This window comes from Pseudomonas sp. GW822-FHT04H02 (genome assembly GCF_058800645.1).
The window spans coordinates 276,884-300,723 of the sequence record NZ_JBXAMM010000006.1; the positions used below are offsets into that span (position 1 = coordinate 276,884).

Here is a 23,840-nt window from a genome sequence, read left to right on the forward strand (position 1 = left end):
TCACTCCTTGCCAGGTTGGGCAGGTACTTGGAAAACGTGGCGCAAGTAAGCGACGAAGTTCGGATCCTTGCAATGGGTCTTGCCCGCTTCATCGGAGATCTTGGCGACGGGCTGGCCATTGCAGGCAGCCATTTTAAGCACGATGCTCATCGGCTCGACACCGGGAATGTCACAGGTCAGGTTGGTGCCGATGCCGAAGCTGACATTGATCCGCCCCCGCAGCGCACGGAATATTTCCAGGGCGCGCGGCAGGCTCAGGCTGTCGGAGAACACCAGGGTCTTGCTCATCGGATCGATGCCCAGCTTGTGGTAGTGGGCGATGGCCTTTTCCGCCCAGAGGATCGGGTCGCCGGAGTCGTGGCGCAGGCCGTCGAACAGCTTGGCGAAGAACAGGTCGAAATCGCCGAGGAAGGCATCGGTGGTGATGCAATCCGTCAGAGCGATGCCCAGCAAGCCACGGTATTCGCGGACCCAGCAGTCGAGGGCGGCGATCTGGCTGTCGATCAGCCGCGGCCCCAGTTGCTGGTGGGCCATGATCCATTCGTGGGCCATGGTGCCCAGGGGTTTCATGTTCAGTTCCCGGGACAGGTGCACGTTGCTGGTGCCGACAAAACGTCCGGGGAAATCGTGCTTGAGCACGTTCACTACTTCTTCCTGGACCCGGTAGGAAAAGCGTCGGCGGGTGCCGAAATCCGCCACTTGCAGCTCGGAAAGTTCTTCGCTGCTGGCGTTGGCGGTCAGCCAGTCGAACTTGCGGTACAGCTGCTCGCGGGCCTGGACCAGCTGGATCTCGCGATAGCGGTAGCGGTTGCGCACCTCGCTGATGATGGCCAGCATCGGCACTTCGAACAGGATCACGTGCAGCCAGGGGCCGCGCAGGCGGATAAACAGCTCGCCGTCCTCGATGCCGGTATGCACGTAGCGCAGGTTGAAGCGAAACAGCCCGAGAAAGCGCAGGAAATCCGGCTTGAGGAAGCTGATCCGTTCGAGAAAGCCCAACTGGTCGGCGCTCAGGCTCAGATCCGCCAGGCGCTCGAACTGGTAGCGGATCTCTGCCAGATAGGGCCGCAGGTCCTCGCTGTTACGGCAACGAAACTCCCATTCCACCTCGACGTTGGGGTAGTTGTGCAGCACCGCCTGCATCATGGTCAGTTTGTAGAAGTCGGTGTCGAGCAGGTTCTGCACGATGCGATCGGCAAACACACTCTCGCTCATAACGGGAATCTCCATGCTGGCCGCGACGGACAAGTGCGGCATTCAGCTCTTTCAATGAAGGCGCTAGTGGCGCATAGACGCGCAGCGCTTTGCCAGTGTTTTTTGTGGCGGGCCATTCTCCGGCCGTAGGAGCTGGCTTGCCAGCGAACGGATCTTCTGTCTTGAGCAGGGCTCAAGGGCCCCATCGCCGGCAAGCCGGCTCCTACGGGAGGGGCGAGTCGTTGTGTTCGAGCATCCAGCGCACGAAGTCCCGGACCTTGGGCACTTCCGCCGAGTGTTCGGGGTAGGCCAGGTAATAGGCGTCCTGGCTGGGCATGGCGTATTCCCAGGCGATCACCAGCTTGCCTTCAGCCAGTTCTTCTTCCACCAGAAAACGTGGCAGCAGGGCGACCCCGCAGCCGACCTGGGCCGCACGGATGCACATATAGAAGGTTTCGAAGCGTGGGCCGTGGTAACTGTGCTCGGTCTGGTAGCCCTGTTGGTCGAACCATTCGTGCCAGCCCTGGGGCCGTGAAGCGTTCTGCAACAGCACCAGTTCAGTGAGTTGCCTGGGGTCGGTCAAGGGCTCGGCGGGCAGGCTGTCAGGGGCGCAGACCGCCACCAGCTCTTCGCTGAACAGCTTCAGGCTCTCGGTGCCGGGGCGTGAGCTCTGGCCAAAGTAGAAGGCCAGGTCGGCATGGCCCTGGAGCAGTTCGTCAGGCTCTTGCTCATTGCACAGGTCCAGGTGGATGTGCGGGTGGCGCAGTCGCCAGCCCTTGAGGCGCGGCACCAGCCAGCGGGCGCCAAAAGTGTAGGGCGTGGAGACTCGTAGGACTTCGGTCTCGCCGCCGTAGGAACGCAGGTAATGGGTAGACATCTCCACCTGGGTGAGGATCTTGCGCACCTCCACCAGGTACAGGTCGCCGGCCGGAGTCAGTTGCAGGCGCCGCCGTACCCGACGAAACAGCAGGTGTTGCAGCAGCTCTTCCAGTTGCGCCACTTGCTTGCTCACCGCGCTCTGGGTCAGGTTGAGCTCTTCGGCCGCACGGGTGAAGCTCAGGTGCCGGGTCACGGCCTCGAAGCACTGCAGGGCGGTGATCGACGGCAAGTAGCGTTTGTTGAGCATGGGTGTTCCTTGTTCTTATGGGTGCCAGCGAGCGGCTCAGCATGAATAAACGGAATGATATCTCGCTTAAAGGTCGTTTGTTGGCAAGTCTCGGGCCAGCTACAACTACTAGCCTTGATGGCCGTCGCAGCGGCCTGGTTCTTTCGCTTTCATCTGTAAGGAGTAACCCCATGGTTGCCGCATTGCTTGATCGTCTGGGTGTCAACCCGGCCCTGTACCAGTCGGGCACCCAGCCTGTGCATTCGCCCATCGACGGCAGCCGGATCGCCGCGGTGAACTGGCAGGGCGCCGCCGAGGTGGAGCAGCAGGTCAGTCGCGCAGAGCATGCATTCGCCCTGTGGCGCAAGGTGCCGGCACCCCGTCGCGGCGAGCTGGTGCGGCAATTCGGCGAGGTGCTGCGCGAGTACAAGGCCGACCTGGGGGAGCTGGTGTCCTGGGAAGCCGGCAAGATCACCCAGGAAGGCCTGGGGGAAGTGCAGGAAATGATCGACATCTGCGACTTCGCCGTCGGCCTGTCGCGCCAGCTCTACGGCCTGACCATCGCCTCCGAGCGCCCGGGCCATCACATGCGTGAAACCTGGCATCCCCTGGGGGTTGTCGGGGTGATCAGCGCCTTCAACTTCCCGGTAGCGGTCTGGGCCTGGAACACCACCCTGGCGCTGGTCTGCGGCAACCCGGTGATCTGGAAACCCTCGGAAAAGACCCCGCTCACCGCCCTGGCCTGCCAGGCGCTGCTGGAGCGCGTGTTGAAGAACTTCCAGGATGCTCCCGAATACCTGAGCCAGGTGATCATCGGCGGCCGTGATGCCGGTGCCGCCCTGGTGGACGATCCGCGGGTGGCCCTGATCAGCGCTACCGGCAGCACCCGTATGGGCCGCGAAGTGGCGCCGAAAGTGGCCGCACGTTTTGCCCGCAGCATCCTCGAACTGGGGGGCAACAATGCCATGATCCTCGGCCCCAGCGCCGATCTGGACATGGCGGTGCGCGCCATCCTGTTCAGCGCCGTGGGTACCGCCGGCCAGCGTTGCACCACCCTGCGTCGCCTGATTGCCCACGAGTCGGTGAAAGAGGAAATCATCAGCCGCCTCAAGACGGCCTATTCCAAGGTGCGCATCGGCCACCCGCTGGAAGGCAACCTGATCGGCCCGCTGATCGACAAGCACAGTTTCGAGGCCATGCAGGATGCCCTGGAGCAGGCCCTGAGCGAGGGCGGCCGGGTCTTCGGCGGCCAGCGCCAGTTGCAGGACCAGTTCCCCAACGCCTACTACGTGTCGCCGGCCATCGTCGAAATGCCCGAGCAGAGCGAGGTGGTGTGCAGCGAAACCTTCGCGCCGATCCTCTATGTGATCGGCTACAACGACTTCGAAGAAGCGCTGCGCCTGAACAACGCCGTGCCTCAGGGCCTGTCGTCCTGCATCTTCACCACCGACGTGCGTGAAGCCGAGCAGTTCATGTCGGCGGTGGGCAGCGACTGCGGCATCGCCAACGTCAACATCGGGCCCAGCGGCGCAGAGATCGGCGGCGCCTTCGGCGGCGAGAAGGAAACCGGCGGCGGTCGCGAATCCGGCTCCGATGCCTGGCGCGGCTACATGCGGCGCCAGACCAACACCGTCAACTACTCCCGGGAACTGCCGCTGGCCCAGGGCATCACCTTCGATTGAGTCTTTTCGCGAGCACGCTCGCTCCTACGGGGAGGTTTGTAGGAGCCAGCTTGCTGGCGAACAGCGGCAAGTGCGTTTCAGCGTCTGTGGTTCGTTGATTTCGGAGTCTGGCAATGGCGCTACAAGAACAATGTCTGTGGGAAACACTCACCCCGCAACGGCCTGACAGGGCGCCGCTCAAGGGCGAGCTGACGGCGGATGTGTGCATCATCGGCGCCGGCTTCACCGGGCTGTCGGCCGCCGTGCATTTGCTGGAGCAGGGCAAGCGGGTCTGTGTGGTCGAAGCCCACCGCGCGGGGCATGGCGGTTCAGGGCGCAACGTCGGGCTGGTGAACGCCGGCATGTGGATCCCGCCGGACGAGATCGAGGCCGGTTTCGGCGAGCAGGTGGGCAGCCAGCTCAACCGCATGCTCGGCGCGGCGCCGTCATTGGTGTTCAGCCTGGTGGACAAGTACCACATCGATTGCCAGCTGCGCCGCGAAGGCACTTTGCACATGGCCCACAACGCCCGGGGCGAGGCTGATCTGCGCAGCCGTGAAGAACAGTGGAAACGTCGCGGGGCCCCCGTGGAGCTGCTGACCGGCGCGGCCTGCGAGGCGGCCACCGGCACTCGCAAGATTGCCGCGGCCCTGCTCGACCGGCGGGCGGGAACCCTCAACCCCATGGCTTACGCCAGCGGCCTGGCCAGGGCGGCGACGGAATTGGGCGGGCGTCTGTTCGACCATTCCCCGGTCACCCGCCTGGAGCGCCAGGGCCAGCGCTGGTCGGTGCAGACCGAACAGGGCTCGGTGCTGGCCGAGCAGGTGGTGATCGCCTCCAACGCCTACACCGAAGGCGACTGGACCGAGCTGCGGCGCAACTTCTTCCCCGGCTACTACTACCAGGTGGCTTCCGCGCCCCTGACCGAAGAAGCGGCCCGGCAGATCCTGCCCGGGGGCCAGGGCTCCTGGGATACCCGACAGGTGCTCAGCAGCATCCGCCGGGATGCCGAGGGCCGCCTGTTGCTGGGCAGCCTGGGCAATGGCAGCCAGAAGCCCTTGTGGTTCCTCAAGGCCTGGGCCGACCGCGTACAGCAGCATTACTTCCCGTACCTCAAGCCGGTGGAGTGGGAATGCACCTGGACCGGCTGCATCGCCTTCACCCCCGACCACCTGATGCGCCTGTTCGAGCCGGCCCCGGGCCTGGTGGCTGTCACCGGTTACAACGGCCGGGGCGTGACCACCGGAACCGTGGTGGGCAAGGCCTTCGCCGACTACCTGTGCAACGGCGACCCCCAGGCCCTGCCGATCCCCTTCGCAGCCATGCAGCCCCTGGCCGGCGTGGGCTTGCGCAGTTGCCTGTACGAAGCCGGCTTCTCCCTCTACCACGCGGGCCAGTGCCTGCGAATTGTGATCTGAACAAGGAAATAGCGGGCGGCCGACGACGCTTTTCGATGCAGCGACTAGCCTGTAATGGTGCGGCTCGTAGCAGTCTCGCACCAGCAGTGTGCAGTTCGGTGACGCGAGCTGTTACAGCAGGGTTGCACGTTGAATTGTGTCGCGGTTGCAATGATGGCACGCATGGGTTGCGCCCATTAAAAAGCAGGGTTTTACCTTCCGCGGTTTAGACGGTTGCACGCCCAATAAAAAAGGGCTCGAAACAGTCGAAATAACAATAAGACAGCGACTTTTTTCAGAATAAAAAACCACTGGCACGGCGCTTGCTCTGAGCAACCTTAGTGAAGTCGCAGTGCCAACTAAAAAAACCTTGGAGCACCACCTCATGTCCCAGACGTTTTACAAGAAAGGCTTTCTGGCCCTCGCAGTGGCAACTGCGCTGGGTGTTTCTGCGTTTGCTCAAGCTGACCTGAAGATCGGTGTAGCGGGTCCCATGACAGGCGCCAACGCGGCATTTGGCGAGCAGTACATGAAGGGTGCACAGGCAGCGGCTGACGAGATCAACGCCAAGGGCGGGGTCAACGGCGAGAAGATCGTCCTGGTCAAGGGCGATGACGCCTGTGAACCCAAGCAGGCGGTGGCAGTGGCCAACCGCCTGGTGGACCAGGACAAGGTGGCCGGCGTGGTCGGGCACTTCTGCTCCTCGTCGACCATTCCGGCTTCCGAGGTGTACAGCGACGCCGGTGTGATTGCCATCACCCCGGGCTCCACCAACCCCCAGGTCACCGAGCGTGGCCTCTCCGCGATGTTCCGCATGTGCGGGCGTGACGACCAGCAGGGCATCGTCGCCGGTGACTACATCATCGATGTGCTCAAGGGCAAGAAAGTCGTGGTGCTGCACGACAAGGACACCTACGGCCAGGGCCTGGCGGATGCCACCAAGGCACAGTTGACCAAGCGCGGCGTGACCCCGGTGCTGTACGAGGGCCTGACCCGTGGCGAGAAAGACTTCAGCGCCGTGGTGACCAAGATCCGCGCCGCCGGCGCCGACGTGGTGTACTTCGGCGGCCTGCATCCGGAAGCCGGTCCGCTGGTACGCCAACTGCGCGAGCAGGGCCTGAAGGACGTCAAGTTCATGTCCGACGACGGCATCGTTACCGACGAATTGGTGACCACCGCCGGTGGCCCGCAATACGTTGACGGCGTGTACATGACCTTCGGCGCCGACCCGCGCCTGCTGCCGGACAGCAAGGCTGTGGTGGATGCCTTCCGCAAGGCCGGCACCGAGCCCGAGGGCTATACCCTGTACGCTTATGCCTCGATCCAGGCCCTGGCGGCCGGCTTCGGCGGCGCCAAGTCCAACAAGGGCGAAGATGCGGCCAAATGGCTCAAGGCCAATCCGGTGAAAACCGTGATGGGCGAGAAGTCCTGGGACGCCAAGGGTGACCTCAAGGTTTCCGACTACGTGGTCTATCAGTGGGACAAGGACGGCAAGTACCACCAGCTGGAAAAACAGAAGTGACATGAGTCCGAACGGGCCGGTACCACCCCCTGGTACCGGTCCCTGCTCGTGCAGTACTTGCCTTTTCTCGTAGAGCTGCACAACGGACGTGTTGCGCAGACGGGTGATCCCTGTCCGGCGTCGACGGCCTGTGCAGTCTCTCAAGTCCGTGAGATTGCGTTATGGATGGTATTTTCCTGCAGCAACTGATCAATGGGCTGACCCTCGGGTCCGTCTACGGTCTGATCGCCATCGGCTACACAATGGTCTATGGCATCATCGGCATGATCAACTTCGCCCACGGCGAGGTTTACATGATTTCCGCCTACCTCGCGGCAATCAGTCTGGCTCTGCTGGCCTATTTCGGCATTGAATCCTTCCCGCTACTCATTCTCGGCACGCTGATCTTCACCGTCGTGGTGACGGGGATCTATGGCTGGGTCATCGAGCGTGTGGCCTACAAACCCCTGCGCAACTCCACCCGACTGGCACCGCTGATCAGCGCCATCGGTATCTCGCTGATCCTGCAGAACTACGCGCAGATCAGCCAAGGCGCCAAGCAGCAAGGAGTTCCGACCCTGCTGGCCGGAGCCTGGAAAGTCGATATCGGCACAGGCTTCGTGCAGCTCACCTACACCAAGATCTTCATCCTGGTGGCGGCGTTCGCCGGCATGGCACTGCTGACCTACATCATCAAGTACACCAAGCTCGGGCGCATGTGCCGGGCCACTCAGCAAGACCGCAAGATGGCCTCGATCCTCGGCATCAACACTGACCGGGTGATCTCCTACGTGTTCGTCATCGGCGCGGCCATGGCGGCCCTGGCCGGTGTGCTGATCACCATGAACTACGGCACGTTCGACTTCTATGCCGGCTTCGTCATCGGCATCAAGGCGTTCACCGCGGCGGTACTCGGCGGCATCGGCTCGCTGCCTGGGGCGATGCTCGGCGGGATCATCCTCGGCATCTCCGAGTCGCTGTTCTCCGGCTTGATCAACTCCGACTACAAAGACGTGTTCAGTTTCTCGCTGCTGGTGCTGATCCTGATCTTCCGTCCCCAAGGCCTGCTGGGTCGCCCACTCGTGGCGAAGGTGTAAGTATGTCTGCTGCCAATAAACCGATTGATATCAAAAAGAGCGTCATCGACGCCGTGCTGGCCGGGCTGATCTCGCTGATCGTGTTTGGCCCCATCGTGGGTGTGGTGCTCGATGGCTACAGTTTCAACCTGCAGCCGACTCGCGTGGCCTGGCTGGTAGCCATTGTCATGGCCGGCCGGCTGGCCCTGAGCCTGTTCCTGCAAACCCCCAGGGGCCTGAAGATTCTCCAGGGCTTTGAAAGCACCGGCTCCGGCGTGCATGTGCTGGCGCCGGACTACAAGTCGCGGCTGCGCTGGATCATCCCGGCCCTGATCGTGATCGCCATCGTGTTTCCGTTCTTCGCCAACAAGTACCTGCTGACCGTGGTCATTCTCGGGTTGATCTACGTACTGCTGGGCCTGGGGCTGAACATCGTGGTGGGGCTGGCGGGCCTGCTGGACCTGGGGTACGTGGCGTTCTACGCCATCGGCGCCTACGGCTTGGCCCTGGGCTACCAGTACCTGGGCCTGGGCTTCTGGACCGTGCTGCCCCTGGCGGCGATTGCCGCGGCCCTGGCGGGGTGCATATTGGGCTTCCCGGTGCTGAGGATGCACGGCGACTACCTGGCCATCGTGACCCTGGGCTTCGGCGAGATCATCCGCCTGGTGCTCAATAACTGGTTGTCCTTCACCGGTGGCCCCAACGGCATGCCGGTGCCGTCGCCGACTTTCCTGGGCCTGGAGTTCGGCCGCAAGGCCAAGGACGGCGGGGTGCCGTTTCATGAGTTCTTCGGCCTGGAATACAACCCCAACCTGAAATTCCTGTTCATCTACATCGTGCTGTTCCTGGTGGTGCTGCTGGTGCTCTACATCAAGCACCGGCTGACCCGCATGCCCGTGGGGCGGGCCTGGGAAGCCCTGCGTGAAGACGAGATCGCCTGCCGCGCCATGGGCCTGAACCATGTGCTGGTCAAACTCTCGGCCTTCACCATCGGTGCTTCCACCGCGGGCCTGGCCGGGGTGTTCTTCGCCAGCTACCAGGGCTTCGTCAACCCGTCGTCGTTCACCTTCTTCGAATCGGCGCTGATCCTGGCCATCGTGGTGCTGGGGGGCATGGGCTCGACGGTGGGCGTGGTGATCGCGGCCTTCGTGCTGACTGTGGCGCCGGAGTTGCTGCGCAGCTTCTCCGAGTACCGGGTGCTGCTGTTCGGCATTCTCATGGTGTTGATGATGATCTGGCGACCGCGAGGGCTGATCCGCATCAGCCGCACCGGCGTCACTCCACGCAAAGGTGCTCTGACTGAGGGGAACGCGCCATGAGCGAATACATTCTTTCGGTCGAAAACCTGATGATGCACTTCGGTGGCATCAAGGCCCTCAGCGACGTCAGCCTGAAGGTCAAGCGCAACTCGATCTTCGCCCTGATCGGCCCCAACGGCGCCGGCAAGACCACGGTGTTCAACTGCCTGACCGGCTTCTACAAGGCTTCCGGCGGGCGCATCGAGCTCAATACCCGGGGCCGGCAGACCAACGTCATCAAGCTCCTGGGCGAGCCCTTTCGCGCCACCGACTTCGTCTCGCCGAAAAGCTTCGTCAGCCGCCTGTACTACAAGATGTTCGGCGGCACCCACCTGGTGAACCGCGCCGGGCTGGCGCGGACCTTCCAGAACATTCGCCTGTTCAAGGAAATGTCCGTGGTGGAAAACCTGCTGGTGGCCCAGCACATGTGGGTCAACCGCAACCTGCTGGCGGGCATCCTCAACACCAAGGGCTACCGCAAGGCGGAAAGCGCCGCCCTGGACCATGCCTTCTACTGGCTGGAGGTGGTGGACCTGGTGGACTGCGCCAACCGCCTGGCCGGCGAGCTGTCCTACGGCCAGCAACGGCGCCTGGAGATCGCACGGGCCATGTGCACCCGGCCGCAGATCATCTGCCTCGACGAGCCGGCCGCCGGCCTCAACCCCCAGGAAACCGAGGCGCTGAGCGCAATGATCCGGCTGCTGCGCGACGAGCACGACCTGACCGTGGTGCTGATCGAACACGACATGGGCATGGTGATGAGTATTTCCGACCACATCGTGGTGCTCGACCACGGCAACGTGATCGCCGAGGGCGGCCCGGAGGCGATCCGCAATGATCCGAAAGTGATTGCCGCCTACCTGGGTGCCGACGAAGAGGAACTGGCATGACTCAACCTATCCTCGAACTCAAGGACCTGGACGTGTACTACGGCCCGATCCAGGCCCTGAAGAAAGTCTCGCTGCACATCAACGAAGGGGAAACCGTGAGCCTGATCGGCTCCAACGGCGCCGGCAAGTCGACCCTGCTGATGTCGATCTTCGGCCAGCCCCGGGCGGAGTCCGGGCAGATTCTCTATCGCGGTGTGGACATCACCCATAAGTCGTCCCACTACATCGCCTCCAACGGTATCGCCCAGTCCCCGGAAGGGCGTCGGGTGTTCCCCGACATGACCGTGGAGGAAAACCTGCTGATGGGCACCATCCCCATTGGCGACAAGTACGCCAATGAGGACATGCAGCGCATGTTCGAGCTGTTTCCCCGCCTCAAGGAACGGCGTACCCAGCGGGCCATGACCATGTCTGGCGGCGAGCAGCAGATGCTGGCCATTGCCCGGGCATTGATGAGCCGGCCCAAGTTGCTGCTGCTGGATGAGCCGAGCCTGGGCCTGGCGCCCATCGTGGTGAAGCAGATCTTCGCCACCTTGAGGGAGTTGGCGGCCACCGGCATGACCATCTTCCTGGTGGAGCAGAACGCCAACCACGCGCTGAAGCTCTCGGACCGCGCCTACGTGATGGTCAACGGCGAGATCCGCTTGAGCGGCACCGGCAAGGAACTGCTGGTCAACGAGGAGGTGCGCAACGCTTACCTGGGCGGCCACTGACCGTCCGCTCTGTGGATAAAGCATGCCCCGCCGGCCCGCGCCGCCGGGGCATTGTTATGCCCACCCCATCCCGTCCTCCCCTGTAGGCGCTGGCTTGCCAGCGAAGGGGGCCGCCTGACCGCCTTTCTGATTTCACCGAGCGCCGACTGGCGCTTTGCGCCTGCACCAAGCCTGTGTCCGGTAATTGTGGAAAACATTCCTGGCAAGCTGCTTTAACGCGGCATAAAGACGCTGCAAACAGTTGTTTTTCCACTGTTTTGACTTGTCCCCGTTTGCTGTGGAGCGTGCTGTGGGTAACGTGGGTGTAGCTGGCTGCAAGCCTTTAACCACGTGGCTTGCAGGCGATTGGTTGTTTTTTGATCGATGCTTTTTGTGGGAGCTGAAGGTGCGCTTGTCAACCTTTTTATTGTCGCAGCTGTACCTGGAAAAGGGTTGGGATAAGCCTGTGGATAAGTCTGTGATTAAACTCTGGAAAGACGGCTCTGAGCGGCGTAGTTACTGGCCTCTGGCCTTGTCAACCTTGACCGTGCGGTCATCTTTGCCCGGGCCGGCTGCATGGACCCGCGGTCCGGGTCAAGCAAAAAACTTCTGCTGGACCCGCGCAGGCCCTGTGGATAGCGGCTTTCAGCCCTTTGCACTTGCCCCCAAAGACTGTGGACCGGCCTGTGGATAAGGTGCGTGCACATGGCTGCAGGCCATGTAACCCGTGGCTTGGCGCCTGGTGAGTGTTTTTTGTACAGCGAGCATCGGGCGCGCTCACCGCTTGCGGCTCTTTACGGCCAACGGCGCGGTTGCCGGTAGGAGCCGGCCCGGGCATGCTGCGAAGCGTTTTTTATCGAAACGGCGGCTCGCCACCCAGCAAGGAGAACACCATGACTTCCACACTGTTCATTACGGGCGCGACTTCCGGTTTTGGCGAAGCCTGCGCCCGGCGCTTTGCCGCAGCCGGCTGGTCCCTGGTACTGACCGGCCGCCGCGAGGAGCGCCTCAGCGCCCTGTGCGCGGAGCTGTCCAAACAGACCGAGGTGCATGGCCTGGTGCTCGATGTGCGCGACCGCAAGGCCATGGAAGAGGCCATCGCCCAGTTGCCGCCTTCGTTCAGCAAGCTGCGCGGGCTGATCAACAACGCCGGCCTGGCCCTGGGCGTGGACCCGGCGCCCAAGTGCGACCTGGATGACTGGGACACCATGGTCGACACCAACATCAAGGGCCTGATGTACAGCACCCGCCTGCTGCTGCCACGGTTGATCGCCCATGGCCGCGGCGCAGGCATCGTCAACCTGGGCTCCATCGCCGGCAACTACCCGTACCCGGGCAGCCACGTCTATGGCGCGAGCAAGGCCTTCGTCAAACAGTTCTCCCTGAACCTGCGCTGCGACCTGCAGGGCACCGGCGTGCGCGTCACCAACATCGAGCCGGGGCTGTGCGAAAGCGAGTTCTCCCTGGTGCGCTTCGCCGGTGACCAGGCACGCTACGACGCCACCTACGCCGGGGCCGAGCCAATCCAGCCCGAGGACATCGCCGACACCATTTTCTGGGTGCTCAATACCCCGGCACACGTCAACATCAACAGCCTGGAGCTGATGCCTGTGAGCCAGACCTGGGCCGGTTTCGCCATCGAACGCAACGCCAAGTCATGAGCCCCCTGTAGCCGCTGCCGCAGGCTGCGACAGGGCCGCAGGGCCCTCCAGCGCCCGCAAGATCTTGCGCCTCCTGCGGAGGCGGTCGCAGCCTCGCCATCGCTCGGCAGCGGCTACAGTTGTACTCGGATACACATAAGCTGATTCGTTTCAGCTTGTGGTCAGCCCTGACAGGTTAGAATTCCCGCCAGAAATTTCGCCGCTGCCTCACACGAGGCGGCGTTTTTGAAGTTCGATAGGAGGAATCGTGAGTAACCGAGGTGAGCAGGCTCTGCTCAAACAATCGACCGTACTGATGTTCGCCGTGGCGATCGCCGGTATCGTCACGGGTTTTGTTTCTGGCGCCCAATCCATCCTGTTCGATGGATTTTTTTCGCTGATCGCCACCTTCATCAAGGTCCTGATGCTGATCACCGCCAAGCTGATCGCCAAGGAAAGCAACCACCGTTTCCAGTTCGGCTTCTGGCACCTGGAACCCATGGTGCTGCTGATCGAAGGCAGCTTCCTGATGCTGATCGCCATCTACGCCTTCCTCAATGGGGTGTTCGGCATCATCAACGGTGGCCGCGAGGTCGAGCTGGGGCTGGTGATTTTCTATGCAGCGTTTTTCGCCGTGGCGGAGTTCGCCTACTTCTTCTACGTGCGCCGGCGTAACCGCAAGCTCAAGTCGTCGCTGATCCAGTTCGACAACATCAGCTGGCTGGTGGACGCGATGCTCTCGGTGGGGCTGCTGGTGAGCTTCATCATCGCCTTGCTGCTCAAGCAGTACGGGCACGGCCAGTGGGCGGTGTATGTCGACCCGGCGATCCTGATCCTGCTGGCCCTGAGCATGTTGCCGCCGGCGCTGAAGATCTTGCGCCCGGCCCTGCGTGATGTGCTGGGGATCGCCCCGGACCAGTTGGACGAAAAGGTCCGCAACGTGATGGAGCAGGCCAAGGCCGCCCATGGTTTCGACGACTACATCAGCTACGTGCAGAAGCACGGTCGGGCGCGGTTCATCGAGATCCATATCGTCTTGCCGGCGCACTATCCGCTGCAGGATGTAGCGACTCTGGACCGCTTGCGCGAGGAGATTTCCAGCCAGTTGGGAGAGGCCGACGCAGCGCGCTGGCTGACCATCAGCTTTACCGGGGATCGCAAGTGGATCGCTTGATGGGCGGCGCCTGTTTCGCCGGCAAGCCGGCTCCTACAACACCGCGTAGGAGCCGGCTTGCAGGCGAAGGGCTTCAGGCAAAATATTCCGCCAGCCCGCGATAGCAGGTCGCCAGGTGATAAGGCGTGGTCGAGGGCATATCCCGCCGGCTGACCGCGCCGCTGGCATCCAGGCATTCATTCCAGCCCCCGGCATGCAGGAAATGCGCTTGCAGCGCCTTTAGCTGACGCAGCAAGGGCGCCTGGCCAGCCGGGCGCAAGGTCAGGGCACGCAGGTATTCGGCCTGGGCCCAGATGCGCTGGGTGGCGTCCTTGACGCCGGCTCGGGGCGGCAGTTCGAGCATGGCGCACACGGCGCCGCTCTCGGGCTCGACTCCCAGTTGCTCGGTAAAGGCGAAGGCTCGTTCCACGCAAGCGTGCAGGGCGCTGCCGCGCAGTAACTGTGACGAGGCCAGCAGGAAGTACCACTCGAACTGGTGCCCCGGTTCGAACCAGTTATCCACAGCTCCCAGGGGCTTCTCCATCATCACCCCGTGCTGGGGGTCGATGAACTGCTGCTCCATGGCCTGGCACAGGTCCAGCAACGCGGCTTGCACCGCAGCGTCCTCGCGTACGGCCAGGATCGCGAGAAAGGCTTCGGCCAGGTGCATCAGTGGATTTTGCAGCGGCCCCGAACCCAATATGGACCAGTCCTCGGCGAGGCTGGCTTCGTAGAGCCCGTCGCCGCGGGCGAAGCGCTGGGCTACCACTTCCAGGGCGGCGTTGAGCACCGACTCCACCAGCGGCTCGCGGACCTTGGCCCAGTAATGAGCGCAGGCGAAGAGGATGAAGGCGTGGGTATAGAGGTCCTTGCGGCGATCCAGCGGCGCGCCTTCAGGGTCGATGCTGTAGAACCAGCCACCGTGCTCGGCGTCGTGGAAGTGCCGCTGCAGCGAGCGAAACAGCGCGGCGGCACGCTCCTGGGCAAAGGGCGCGGCGGCATCGCCGATCAATTGGGAAAACAGATACAACTGTCGGGCACAGGCCATGGCTCGATAGCGCTGCGGCGGCAGCGGCCGATGCTCGGCGTCCAGCGCCTCATAGGGCAGCGCCAACTGCGGATTCCAGCCCGGGCCTTGCCACAGCGGCACTATCACCTTGTGGAAATGCTGCTGCATGGCGTTGAACAGAGCGCTCGATTCAGGCGAGGTGGCGGAGCGGGATACATCGGGCATTGGCTGGCGTCGTCACGGCAGTTTTGAATGCGCGACATGTTACCAGAGAAGCCCCACAAGGCGGCTTGCCCGCCGAGCACGACATACTGGCAGGAGCTGGCTTGCCAGCGAAGGCGGCCGAAAGATCACCTCAGTCTTGCAGGAGCTGGCTTGCCAGCGAAGGCGGCCCGCAGGACCGCCTTCGCCGGCACGCCGGCTCCTGCAGATGAAGCAGGGATCAGCCTGCCAGCAACCACACGCCCGTAGCGGCCGAGGCCGCACCGGCCAGGCGCACCAGCGGCGCTGCCGCCTGAGGCAGTACCCGTACCACGGCATAGCCGGCGGCATGCAGGGCCGCAGTGGCCGCCACAAAACCGGCGGCATAGGCCCAAGGGCTGGACATGTCCGGCAGTTCCAGGCCGTGGGCCACGCCATGGAACAGGGCAAACAGCGCGGTGGCGGCAATCGCCAGGCTCAGGGGCGGGCGCACGGCCAGGGCCACGGCCAGGCCCAGGGCCAATACCGAAGCGGCGATGCCGCTTTCCAGGGCCGGCAACTCCAGGCCCTCGAAGCCCAGCACACCACCGATCAGCATGGTGCCGACGAAGGTGCAGGGCAGCGCCCAGCGCGCGGCGCCTTGCTGCTGGGCGGCCCACAGGCCGACAGCGAGCATGGCCAGCAGGTGGTCGAGGCCGCTGATGGGGTGGCTGATACCGGCCATCAGGCCGTTGTCGCCATGGCCCGGGTGGGCGAAGGCCAGGGCCGGGGTCAGCAGCAGGGCCAGGGCCCCGAGGATGCGTTTTAGGGTCATGGAGTGGCTTTCCTTGTTGAGCGGATTGGGTTCGGGGATCAGGCAGCGGTGAGCAGGCCCTGGCGTTCGATGAAGGCGATGATGTCCGCCAGGCCCTGGCCGGTTTTCTGGTTGCTGAAGACGAACGGCTTGCCGCCGCGCATGCGCTGGGTATCGCTGTTCATCATCTCCAGGGAGGCCCCCACCAGCGGCGCCAGGTCGATCTTGTTGATCACCAGCAGGTCGGATTTGCAGATGCCCGGACCGCCCTTGCGCGGCAGCTTGTCACCGGCGGAAACGTCGATCACATAGATGGTCAGATCGGAGAGTTCGGGGCTGAAGGTGGCCGAGAGGTTGTCGCCGCCGGACTCCACCAGGATCAGGTCGAGCCCGGGAAAGCGCCGGTTCAACTGGTCTACCGCTTCCAGATTGATCGAGGCGTCTTCGCGGATCGCGGTGTGCGGGCAACCGCCGGTTTCCACGCCGATGATCCGTTCCGGCGCCAGGGCCTCATTGCGTACCAGGAAGTCGGCGTCTTCGCGGGTGTAGATATCGTTGGTCACCACCGCCAGGTTGTAGCGCTCGCGCAGGGCCAGGCACAGGGCCAGGGTCAGGGCGGTTTTACCGGAGCCCACCGGGCCGCCGATGCCGACGCGCAGAGGTTGTGCGTTCATGAGTTTCTCCTAGGAACGGAACAGGCGGCTGTACTGGCGCTCATGGGCCATGCTCGCCAGGGACAGGCCGAAAGCGGCGCTGCCATGATGGTTGGGGTCAAGGTTCGCGGCGTTGTGCTGGGCTTGCTGCAACAGTGGCAGCAGCTCGCTGGTCAGGCGCTGGGCGGCCTGCTGGCCCAGGGGCAGGGTCTTCATCAGCACCGCCAGCTGGTTCTCCAGCCAGCTCCACAGCCAGGCGGCCAGGGCGTCCGCCGGGCTTATGCTCCAGGCCCGTGCCGCCAGGGCCCAGCCCAGGGCCAGGTGTGGTTCGTCCTGGTGTGTCAGCAGTTCTCTGGCATCGCTGTCCAGTTCCGGCAAACCCTCCAGCAGTTGCTTGAGGGAATAACCCATCTGCCGGCTTTCCTGGTAAAGCTCGCGGGTTTCGCGGCTGGCCCGATGTTCCTCGCTCAACTGCTGCAAGCGGGCCCAGTCCTGGTCGGCTGCGGCCTGGCAGTGGGCGAGCAGCAGCGGTGCTTCGAAGCGTGCCAGGTTCAGCAGCAGTTGATCGCTGATCCAGCGGCGGGCGCTGGCCTGATCATTTACCCGCTGCTGCTCCACGGCCATTTCCAGGCCCTGGGAATAGCTGTAGCCGCCAATCGGCAACTGCGGGCTGGCCAGGCGCAGCAGGGCCCAGGCCGGGTTCATGGGCGGACGCCGAACTGGTGCAGGCGCGGCGGATAGTTGAAGTCTTCATCGCCGTGGCGCGAATGATGGTGGCCGCCGCCATAGGCGCCATGCTCGGGCTGGAACGGTGCCTCAAGGGGCGCGGTGCTGGCCCCCAGCTGTTCGAGCATGGCCTTGAGCACATAGTCGTCCAGCAGGCGCAGCCAGCCGTCACCCACCTGCAGGGCCACGTGGCGGTTGCCCAGGTGATAGGCGGCGCGGGTCAGTTCGAAGGCGTTGCGGCAGGTGACGTGCAGCAGGGCTTCCGGGCGGGCGCAGACCTTGACGATGCGCCCGTCCTCGGCCTCCAGGAACTCACCATCGTGCAGCGGTGGCTGGCCCCGCTCCAGAAACAGGCCGACGTCTTCACCGGCGGCACTGAAACAGCGCAGGCGGCTTTTGCTGCGGGCCTCGTAAGTCAGGTGCAGTTCGGCGGACCAGGTGGCTTGGGGGGCGGTTCTGCGGTGGATCACCAGCATCGGAAAGCTTCCAGCTATGAGCGATGCACAAGCCAGAGCAAGGGCCTTGCCAATCACTCGGTGGAGAGGAAAAACCCTTTCTCGATGCCGGAACTGCGCCTGAAAAAGGGGCAAAACCTTGTTTCATCTTGTTACAAATTGATGCGCTGAGCTGATTTATAGCACTGAGTTGGTGCGCGGGAAATGTTTTTGCTGCAATCCGGTGCCCGGCGGGCAGGCAGGCGCAAACGCGCAGCCCAGAGCGGGGCGCATAGTGTGAAGGGGGGGCGGTGCGGGCGAGTTACTCGGTGCTGCCCAGGCCTTGCCAGTGCTTGAGGCCGATGAAGATGAAGCGCAGTTGCTGGGTGATCTTGGCCTGGGGCGTGAGGTGTTCGGGCAGGGCCTGGGCCGGGGGATCGATGATGTCGGGCAGGGTGGCGAACACGCTTTTGACGATCAGGTCGGCCATGACGCTGAGATCGGCGGCGTCCAGGTGCTGGAGCTTGGGCATCAGGGTGAGGTCGGCGGCGAGGTCCGAACTGATGTTCTCGCGCAAGGTGGCGATGGCCTGGCGAACCGGCAGCGAGCCGCCGTACTGCTCTCGGGCCAGAAACAGGAACTGCGAGCGCTTGGCTTCCACCACATCGAGGAAGATGCGTACCGAGGCATCGATGATGCCGCCCATGACGAATTCATTGTGGCGCACCAGGCGGATGGTTTCGCGAAAGGTCTGGCCGACTTCGCTGACCAGTTCCAGGCCCAGTTGGTCCATGTCGCTGAAGTGCCGGTAGAAACCGGTGGGCACGATACCCGCGGCTTTCGCCACTTCCCGCAGGCTCAGGCTGCCAAACCCACGGCCACACTCCATCAGGTGCCGGGCGGCATCCATCAGGGCGTTGCGGGTCTGTTGCTTCTGTTCGGCGCGGGGCAGCATCGGCGGGGCGTTCTTTGCTCAATGGGAGCGGCGCACTCTAGCAAATCAACTTTGCCGGAGTCGAACTGCTGTCAGAGACAGGCGGGAGAGGCAGGGGGAAAAATGCAGCTGCTATAAAAGTCAAAGCCCGATCCAGGGATCGGGCTTTTTTCCAGGGCCAGCATGGCCTCAGCTCGCAGCTTGATGACGTTCGGCCAGGCGATCAGCACCGCCTTCGGCAACGGTCTGACCTTGAGGTGTACGGCTGTAGCCATCTTCCACCAGGCCTTTCTCTTCCAGGCGATCACGGCCGCCTTCAGCTACGTTTTGACCTTGTGGGGTGCGGTCGTAGCCATCTTCGGCAACGTTCTGGCCTTGAGGGGTGCGATCATAGCCGTCTTCGGCAACGCTCTGGCCTTGTGGAGTACGGTCATAACCGTCGGCAGCGACTTTGTTGCGTTCGATCAGGCGATCCGAACCGCCTTCGGCCAGGGTCTGGGTGAACACGCTGTGGCTGGCCTTGACCTGTGGGGTGGCTTGTTCAGCGGCTGGCAGGGCGAAGGCGTTGGCAGCCAGAACAGATAAGGCGAGGCTCAGTAAAAGTTGGCGTTTCATGATGGGTTGCTCCTTGGTAGGGCGATAAATTGGGTACGGAGCTAATGTTACCGCCGCTAAATCGATATAAAAGTTCATAAACACAATGGTAATAATCAACGGAATTGATTGTTTGCCGCGAAGGCTCTAGCTCGGGCGTTAACGCCGATTGCTTTTGCACCAGGGTGGGTATTTTCGACTCACTGCCGCTTCAGGGAGGGGCGGCTCGAGGTAACACAAAGCTGTCCGAGTGATCAGGAAAGCAGGTTTTTTCAGCGGATCGGGTAGCCGGATTAAACCTGCGCGGGCTTTGTCAGTCGTAGTTTTCATGGCCGGTGATTTTTCCATCGGCAGTTCATCGATGCGTCGTGGTTGGGCGCTCAGTTGTCTTCAGGAGCCTCGTGCAATGACGCGCACTCGTAAAATTCTCGCCTGGTCCATCACTGGCCTGATCCTGCTACTGGCGGTGCTGGTACTGGTGATCGCGTTCTTCGATTGGAACCGGATCAAACCCACGCTCAATGCCAAGGTCTCCGAGGAGTTGCACCGGCCCTTCGCGATCAATGGCGATTTGTCGGTGGTCTGGCAACGCGAACCTGACGAAGGTGGCTGGCGGGCCTGGGTGCCCTGGCCTCACGTGGTGGCCCAGGACCTGACCCTGGGCAACCCGGACTGGTCCAAGGCGCCGCAGATGGTCAGCCTCAAGCGGGTTGAGCTGCGCATTTCGCCTCTGGCCCTGCTGGCGCAACGGGTGAGCATTCCGCGCATCGACCTCACCGAGCCCGACGCCGCGTTGCAGCGCCTGGCCGACGGGCGCGCCAACTGGACTTTCAAGTTCGACCCCAAGGACCCGAACGCCGAACCGTCCAACTGGACGGTGGACATCGGTGCCATCGGTTTCGACAAGGGCCACGTGACCCTCGACGACCAGAGCCTGAAGACCCAGCTGGACCTGCAGGTGGAACTGCTCGGCAAGCCGATCCCGTTCAGCGATATCGTCGGTGAAAGTGAAGCGAAGAAGGTGGCCGAGAAAGGCGCCGAGGCCCAGGCCTATGCCTTCGCCCTCAAGGTCAAGGGCCAGTATCACGGGCAGAAGCTCGCCGGCACCGGCAAGATCGGCGGCCTGCTGGCCTTGCAGGATTCCCGCAAGCCGTTTCCGCTGCAGGCCCAGGCGCAGATCGGCGACACCAAGGTGGAGCTGCGCGGCAGCCTGACCGACCCGCTGAACCTCGGCGCCCTGGACCTGCGCCTGAAGCTGGCGGGCACCAGCCTGGGCAACCTCTACCCGCTGACCGGGGTGACCCTGCCGGATTCGCCGCCCTATTCCACCGACGGCCACCTGACCGCCAAGCTGCACGATCCGGCGGGCGCGACCTTCAGTTACCAGGACTTCAACGGCAAGATCGGCGACAGCGACATCCACGGCAACCTGACCTACGTGGCCAGCCAGCCACGGCCCAAGCTCAGTGGCGCGCTGGTGTCCAACCAGTTGCTGATGAGCGACCTGGCGCCGCTGATCGGCGCCGACTCCAACGCCAAGCAGAAGGCCCGGGGCGGCGAGAGCAAGCAGCCGGCGGACAAGGTGCTGCCGGTGGAAGAGTTCCGCACCGAGCGCTGGCGGGACATGGACGCCGATGTGGAATTCACCGGCAAGCGCATCGTCCACAGCGCCGAGCTGCCGTTCACCGATCTGTACACCCACCTGGTGCTCAACGACGGCCAGCTCAGCCTGGAGCCCCTGCGCTTCGGCGTGGCCGGCGGCAAGCTCGACGCCCAGATCCGCCTCAACGGCCACACCACGCCGCTGGAGGGCCGGGCCAGGCTGACGGCGCGCAATTTCAAGCTCAAGCAACTGTTCCCCACCTTCGAACCGATGAAGACCAGCTTTGGCGAGCTCAATGGCGATGCCGACATCGCCGGTCGCGGCAACTCGGTGGCGGCCCTGCTGGGCAGCGCCAACGGTGACCTGAAGATGCTGATCAACGATGGCGCCATCAGCCGCAGCCTGATGGAAATCGCCGGGCTCAACGTCGGCAACTATGTGGTCGGCAAGATGTTTGGCGACAAGGAAGTGAAGATCAATTGCGCGGCGGCCGACTTCGGCATCAAGAGCGGCCTGGCGACTTCCCGGCTGTTCGTCTTCGACACCGAGAACGCCATCATCTACATCGATGGCACCGCCAATATGGCCAGCGAGCAACTGGACCTGACCATCACTCCGGAATCCAAGGGCCTGCGCCTGTTCTCCCTGCGCTCGCCGCTTTATGTACAGGGCAAGTTCATCCAGCCCAGTGCCGGGGTCAAGGCCGTGCCCCTGGTACTGCGCGGTGCCGGCATGGTGGCCCTGGGGGTGATCGCCGGGCCGGCGGCGGGGCTGCTGGCGCTGGTGGCGCCCAGCGGCGATGAGCCCAACCAGTGCGCGCCGCTGTTGCAGCAGATGCGCTCGGGCAAGGCACCGGTGACGGTGAAACCGACTCATTAAGGGCCTGGGCGCGCGGCCAGAAAAAAGCCCGCCGCTGCAGGCAGGGCGGGCTTGGGGGAGAGGGCGTTACAGGTCGTTGAGGATGTCTGCCATGTCGTCGGCGTGTTCTTCTTCCTGGGCCAGGATCTCTTCGAACAGGCGGCGGGTGGTGGGGTCCTTGTCACCGATGTACTGGATGATCTCGCGGTAGCTGTCGACCGCGATGCGCTCCGCCACCAGGTCCTCGTAGACCATTTCCTTCAAGGTGTTGCCGGCCACGTACTGGGCATGGGAGTGCTTGGACAGCAGGTCGGGGTTGAACTCCGGTTCGCCACCGAGCTGGACGATGCGCTCGGCCAGTTTGTCGGCGTGCTCGGCTTCCTGGGTGGCGTGCTCGAGGAACTCGCTGGCGGCGACGCTGGCCTTGATCCCGTTGGCCATGAAGTAGTGGCGCTTGTAGCGCAACACACAGACCAGCTCGGTGGCCAGCGACTCGTTGAGCAGGCGCAGTATCTCCTCGCGATCGGCGTTGTAGCCCTCGGTCACGGCTCCGTTTTCCACGTGTTGGCGGGCCCGTTCGCGCAGGGTGTTCACATCAGACAAATGCATGTCGCTCATCTCGATCTCCTGGAGGCTAATCCGATTTACGCCAGGCTCTGTTGGCCTGATCGCTACCTTGGTTGTGAGTCGCGGCGGCGGCAAAAAGTTTTATCGGATGTGCCCGGCGGTCAACTGCGTGCCAGTGGCGGGTGCCCGGCCAGCAATGATTCCTGCTGTAGCCATTGAAGGAAGGCGCGCACCGGCGGATGGCGCTCGCGGCCGGGCACGCACAGGGCGCTGTAGCCGGCGCCGTCCACCTGGACTTCGGGTCGGTAGGGCTGCAGCAGGCCGCTGGCCACGCTCTGGGACACCAGGATGTCGCTGGCCAGGACCAGGCCCTGGCCGGCAATGGCCGCTTGCAGGGCGTACTGTTCCTCGTCGTAGGAGCGGATCAGCGGCGCGTCATCGAACCAGCTTTCCCCGGCCTGGGCGCACCAGGCCTGCCAACCGTCGGCATACAGCCGGGAGTTGCGCCAGTGCACGCTGATCAGGGTCGGCGCCTGCTGGCGGGCCAGGGCCACCTGCTGGGGCGAGCCGTAGACTGCGAAACGTTCGTCGAACAGGCACAGGCCGTGCAGGTCCAGGTAGCCCTCCTGGCTGTAGCGGATCGCCACGTCGATGCTGGCGTCCTGTTGCAGGTCCACCACCTCGCACTGGGTATCCAGGCGCAGGCTGATGCCGGGGTGCCGGGCATAGAAGCGCCCCAGCCGCGGCACCAGCCACAGGGCGGCAAAGGCCGCGGTGGTGGAAACGGTCAGTTGGGCGTTGCTGGGCGTGGGCCGCAGCGTATCGACACTCTGGGTCACTTCCAAAAGAGCACCGTGCAAGCTGTGAAACAAGCGCTGGCCGGGCTCGGTCAGGCGCACCTGGCGCGGCAGTCGTTCGAACAGCGCCACCCCCAGCCAGTGCTCCAGGCTGCGGATCTGGTGCGACACCGCGGTGGGCGTCACCGACAGGTCCTCGGCGGCGGCCTTGAAACTCAGCAGGCGCGCGGCGGACTCGAAAGAGCGCAGGGCGGTGAGGGGCAGGTGGGCGAACATCGAGTGCTCCATGGCTGAGATAAATTCATCTGGAAGAAATTCTGTTCATTTGTTGCAGTGCGGCTGTGCTCTTAGCTTTAGCGCGGACCGGCCTTGGTTTCAAGGCCGCCATCAGCAACCCGTCTGAGGCAGATGAGATGAGTACAGTTCTTGCGATCCACGGTAGCCCACGGGGCGAGCGTTCCCACAGCCGGCGCCTGGCCGACGCCTTCCTCCAGGCCTGGCAAGCGGCCAATCCCCAGGGGCAGTTGACCCGGCGCGAGGTTGGCCGGGGTGCCTTGCCCCACGTCAGCGAAGCCTTTATCGCCGCCGCGTTTTATCCACAGCCCGAGGCGCGGCCTCTGTCGATGCAGGCCGACCTGGCCCTGAGCGACGAACTGGTGGCGGAGTTGCTTGACCATCAGCGCCTGGTGATCTCGGCGCCAATGCACAACTTCAGCGTGCCCAGCGGGATCAAGGCCTGGGTCGATCACATCGTGCGCCTGGGGCTGACCTTCAACACCCAGCAGGACAACGGCGTGGCCCAGTACCAGCCCCTGGTGCAGGGCAAGAAGGTGTTGATCGTTACCAGCCGCGGCGGGGGCGGCTTTGGCCCGGGGGGCGAGCATGAAGCGATGAACCACGCGGACCGCTGGTTGCGCACGGCCCTGGGTTTTATCGGTATCGAAGACGTCACCGTGGTTGCGGCGGAAGGCGAGGAGTCGGCGCCCGAGCGATTCGCGCAGTCCTGTGGCGAAGCCCAGCAGCGCCTGCTGGCCCTGGCGCAGAGTTTCTGAGGGGGCGGCGCC

22 protein-coding genes are annotated in these 23,840 nt (G+C 63.6%); 11 read left to right on the top strand and 11 right to left on the bottom strand.

Translation table 11 applies throughout. The features are described 5' to 3' along the window. A complete protein-coding gene (gene pncB / locus AC1RMG_RS25885) occupies window positions 1–1,215 on the bottom strand; it encodes a nicotinate phosphoribosyltransferase (protein ID WP_011058962.1) in 1,215 nt (404 codons plus the stop codon). A gap of 202 nt (window positions 1,216–1,417) precedes the next feature. After that, window positions 1,418–2,320, bottom strand: a complete 903-nt coding sequence (locus AC1RMG_RS25890) for a LysR family transcriptional regulator (protein ID WP_145713742.1) — start codon at window positions 2,318–2,320, stop codon at window positions 1,418–1,420. Window positions 2,321–2,490: 170 nt separating this feature from the next. Between AC1RMG_RS25890 and amaB the strand changes: the two genes are divergently transcribed. From amaB to AC1RMG_RS25935, 9 genes are all read left to right on the top strand, one after another. Continuing rightward, a complete protein-coding gene (gene amaB / locus AC1RMG_RS25895) occupies window positions 2,491–3,981 on the top strand; it encodes an L-piperidine-6-carboxylate dehydrogenase (protein WP_011058964.1) in 1,491 nt (496 codons plus the stop codon). Window positions 3,982–4,094: 113 nt separating this feature from the next. Next, window positions 4,095–5,378, top strand: coding sequence for an L-pipecolate oxidase (gene amaA, locus AC1RMG_RS25900; RefSeq protein WP_368994092.1), 1,284 nt, complete (start codon window positions 4,095–4,097; stop codon window positions 5,376–5,378). A gap of 364 nt (window positions 5,379–5,742) precedes the next feature. Next, on the top strand, window positions 5,743–6,879 hold the full coding sequence (locus AC1RMG_RS25905; RefSeq protein ID WP_011058966.1) for a branched-chain amino acid ABC transporter substrate-binding protein: 1,137 nt from the start codon (window positions 5,743–5,745) through the stop codon (window positions 6,877–6,879). A gap of 161 nt (window positions 6,880–7,040) precedes the next feature. Continuing rightward, entirely contained in the window at window positions 7,041–7,955 is a 915-nt protein-coding gene (locus AC1RMG_RS25910) for an ABC transporter permease subunit (protein ID WP_011058967.1), read from the top strand. Window positions 7,956–7,957: 2 nt separating this feature from the next. Further along, complete coding sequence (gene livM, locus AC1RMG_RS25915; RefSeq protein ID WP_065364890.1) at window positions 7,958–9,253, top strand: high-affinity branched-chain amino acid ABC transporter permease LivM; 1,296 nt, start codon at window positions 7,958–7,960, stop codon at window positions 9,251–9,253. Then, complete coding sequence (locus AC1RMG_RS25920) at window positions 9,250–10,122, top strand: ATP-binding cassette domain-containing protein (protein ID WP_493170554.1); 873 nt, start codon at window positions 9,250–9,252, stop codon at window positions 10,120–10,122. The genes livM and AC1RMG_RS25920 overlap by 4 nt, the downstream gene beginning before the upstream one ends. Then, window positions 10,119–10,835, top strand: a complete 717-nt coding sequence (locus AC1RMG_RS25925; RefSeq protein WP_011058970.1) for an ABC transporter ATP-binding protein — start codon at window positions 10,119–10,121, stop codon at window positions 10,833–10,835. Before AC1RMG_RS25920 ends, AC1RMG_RS25925 begins: the two co-directional genes overlap by 4 nt. A gap of 872 nt (window positions 10,836–11,707) precedes the next feature. Then, window positions 11,708–12,475, top strand: coding sequence for an SDR family oxidoreductase (locus tag AC1RMG_RS25930; RefSeq protein ID WP_041115482.1), 768 nt, complete (start codon window positions 11,708–11,710; stop codon window positions 12,473–12,475). A 247-nt stretch (window positions 12,476–12,722) separates the two neighbouring features. Beyond that, complete coding sequence (locus AC1RMG_RS25935; RefSeq protein ID WP_011058972.1) at window positions 12,723–13,628, top strand: cation diffusion facilitator family transporter; 906 nt, start codon at window positions 12,723–12,725, stop codon at window positions 13,626–13,628. Window positions 13,629–13,701: 73 nt separating this feature from the next. Here AC1RMG_RS25935 and AC1RMG_RS25940 read toward each other — a convergent pair whose 3' ends face one another. The 7 genes from AC1RMG_RS25940 to AC1RMG_RS25970 all read right to left on the bottom strand — a co-directional run bounded on the left by AC1RMG_RS25940 (window position 13,702) and on the right by AC1RMG_RS25970 (window position 18,972). After that, window positions 13,702–14,841, bottom strand: coding sequence for an AGE family epimerase/isomerase (locus tag AC1RMG_RS25940; protein WP_493170556.1), 1,140 nt, complete (start codon window positions 14,839–14,841; stop codon window positions 13,702–13,704). Window positions 14,842–15,058: 217 nt separating this feature from the next. Further along, window positions 15,059–15,631 carry a HupE/UreJ family protein gene (locus AC1RMG_RS25945; protein ID WP_015633953.1) on the bottom strand — a complete coding sequence of 191 codons (573 nt, stop codon included), beginning with the start codon at window positions 15,629–15,631 and terminating at the stop codon, window positions 15,059–15,061. Between the two features lie 38 nt (window positions 15,632–15,669). Further along, window positions 15,670–16,284: an urease accessory protein UreG gene (ureG, locus tag AC1RMG_RS25950; RefSeq protein WP_011058975.1), complete on the bottom strand. Its 615-nt coding sequence runs from the start codon at window positions 16,282–16,284 to the stop codon at window positions 15,670–15,672. Between the two features lie 9 nt (window positions 16,285–16,293). Beyond that, window positions 16,294–16,968: an urease accessory protein UreF gene (locus tag AC1RMG_RS25955; RefSeq protein ID WP_236203988.1), complete on the bottom strand. Its 675-nt coding sequence runs from the start codon at window positions 16,966–16,968 to the stop codon at window positions 16,294–16,296. Then, complete coding sequence (ureE, locus tag AC1RMG_RS25960; protein ID WP_015633955.1) at window positions 16,965–17,465, bottom strand: urease accessory protein UreE; 501 nt, start codon at window positions 17,463–17,465, stop codon at window positions 16,965–16,967. Before ureE ends, AC1RMG_RS25955 begins: the two co-directional genes overlap by 4 nt. 280 nt (window positions 17,466–17,745) lie before the next feature. Further along, window positions 17,746–18,378: a TetR family transcriptional regulator gene (locus AC1RMG_RS25965; protein WP_011058978.1), complete on the bottom strand. Its 633-nt coding sequence runs from the start codon at window positions 18,376–18,378 to the stop codon at window positions 17,746–17,748. A 168-nt stretch (window positions 18,379–18,546) separates the two neighbouring features. Continuing rightward, a complete protein-coding gene (locus tag AC1RMG_RS25970; protein WP_103290441.1) occupies window positions 18,547–18,972 on the bottom strand; it encodes a hypothetical protein in 426 nt (141 codons plus the stop codon). 385 nt (window positions 18,973–19,357) lie between these two features. Here AC1RMG_RS25970 and AC1RMG_RS25975 point away from each other — a divergent pair, with 385 nt between their 5' ends. Beyond that, on the top strand, window positions 19,358–21,433 hold the full coding sequence (locus AC1RMG_RS25975) for an AsmA family protein (protein WP_015633956.1): 2,076 nt from the start codon (window positions 19,358–19,360) through the stop codon (window positions 21,431–21,433). Window positions 21,434–21,499: 66 nt separating this feature from the next. Here the strand turns inward: AC1RMG_RS25975 and AC1RMG_RS25980 are convergent, their stop codons facing one another. Continuing rightward, a complete protein-coding gene (locus AC1RMG_RS25980) occupies window positions 21,500–22,030 on the bottom strand; it encodes a ferritin-like domain-containing protein (RefSeq protein WP_015633957.1) in 531 nt (176 codons plus the stop codon). A gap of 110 nt (window positions 22,031–22,140) precedes the next feature. Continuing rightward, window positions 22,141–23,064, bottom strand: coding sequence for a LysR substrate-binding domain-containing protein (locus tag AC1RMG_RS25985; protein WP_493170559.1), 924 nt, complete (start codon window positions 23,062–23,064; stop codon window positions 22,141–22,143). A gap of 125 nt (window positions 23,065–23,189) precedes the next feature. Between AC1RMG_RS25985 and AC1RMG_RS25990 the strand changes: the two genes are divergently transcribed. Next, a complete protein-coding gene (locus tag AC1RMG_RS25990; protein WP_053148805.1) occupies window positions 23,190–23,828 on the top strand; it encodes an FMN-dependent NADH-azoreductase in 639 nt (212 codons plus the stop codon). The last annotated feature ends 12 nt before the right edge of the window (window positions 23,829–23,840 follow it).